The organism is Sphingomonas azotifigens NBRC 15497, assembly GCF_002091475.1.
Lineage (GTDB): Bacteria > Pseudomonadota > Alphaproteobacteria > Sphingomonadales > Sphingomonadaceae > Sphingomonas > Sphingomonas azotifigens.
This window is the reverse complement of record NZ_BCTR01000133.1, coordinates 1-1,320: the sequence shown is the minus strand read 5'-3', so window position 1 is coordinate 1,320 and position 1,320 is coordinate 1. Positions and strand designations below refer to the sequence as shown.

1 protein-coding gene and 1 other annotated feature are annotated in these 1,320 nt (G+C 64.8%); the gene reads right to left on the bottom strand.

Features of this window, described 5'->3' with window-relative positions:
- Positions 1–40: 40 nt before the first annotated feature.
- Positions 41–1,272, bottom strand: a protein-coding gene (locus tag SAZ01S_RS23225) for an IS3 family transposase (RefSeq protein ID WP_139810225.1) whose coding sequence is annotated in 2 segments (ribosomal slippage) — positions 41–981 and positions 981–1,272 — 1,233 coding nt in all. Because the reading frame shifts where the segments join, the coding sequence is not laid out codon by codon here.
- Positions 872–988 (bottom strand) — a sequence feature (AL1L pseudoknot). Its footprint overlaps the gene before it by 117 nt.
- Positions 1,273–1,320: the final 48 nt, after the last annotated feature.

The window sequence follows — 1,320 nt, the reverse complement described above, 5'->3', positions numbered from 1 at the left end:
CTGAACCGCGCCGGGTTTGCCGGAGGCCATTGGATGTGAGTCACGCCGCCATACCGATCTGGTGTTCGGCAGCATAGTAGTTCGCTTCGGCTTCGGCAGGCGGGATGTTTCCGATGGGTTCGAGCAGCCGGCGATGGTTGAACCAGTCGACCCATTCGAGCGTGGCGTATTCGACGGCTTCGAAGCTGCGCCATGGCCCGCGTCGATGGATGACTTCAGCCTTGTACAGGCCGTTGATCGTCTCGGCCAAGGCATTGTCATAGCTGTCTCCGACGCTGCCGACGGAGGGTTCGATGCCGGCTTCTGCGAGGCGCTCGGTGTATTTGATGGACACGTACTGGCTGCCGCGGTCCGAGTGGTGGACAAGGCCAGCACCTCGCGCAGGACGACGATCGTGCAGCGCCTGCTCGAGCGCGTCGAGGACGAAGCCGGCATGGGCGCTCCGGCTAACACGCCAGCCGACGATCCGCCGGGCGTAGGTGTCGATGACGAACGCCACGTAGACGAACCCCGCCCAGGTCGCCACGTAGGTGAAGTCCGACACCCACAGCATGTTCGGCGCCGGAGCACGGAACTGGCGGTTCACCCTATCGAGCGGGCATGGTGCCGCCTTGTCGCTGAGGGTTGTGCGCACCGGCTTGCCGCGGATCACGCCTGCCAGGCCCATCCTCCGCATCAGGCGGGCAACGGTACATCGGGCGACCTCGAACCCCTCGCGGCGCAGCTGCCGCCAGATCTTGCGGACGCCATAGACGCGGAAATTCTCCTCGAACACGCGGCGCACCTCCGGTCGGAGCACGTCGTCCCGCCGAGCCCGAGCCGACCGCCTGGTCGGCTCCATCCTTCTGGCAACATGGGCATGGTAGGTGGATGGGGCGATCGGCAGCACCCGGCAGATCGGCTCGACCCCGTACACCGCGCGGTGCGCGTCAATGAACGACACCATCACTTCGCTCGGCGGTCGAGCTCCGCCATCGCAAAATAGGCGGACGCCTTGCGAAGGATTTCGTTCGCTTGGCGCAGCTCGCGATTCTCGCGCTCCAAGGCTTTCATTCGCTCCGCGACATCACTGGGCACACCGCCGCGCATGCCGCTGTCCACCTCAGCTTTCTTAACCCATTCGTTGAGCGTCTGCCCGGAACAGCCGATCTTCGCCGCGATCGATACTATCGCCGACCACCGCGACGGGTGATCCTTCTCGTGTTCCAGCACCATCCGCACCGCGCGGGTGCGGACCTCAGGCGAGAACTTGTTCGTCGTCTTGCTCGTCATAGACCCTTCCTCTCAGGAGTTGGGGCCTCCGACAAACCCGGCGCGGTT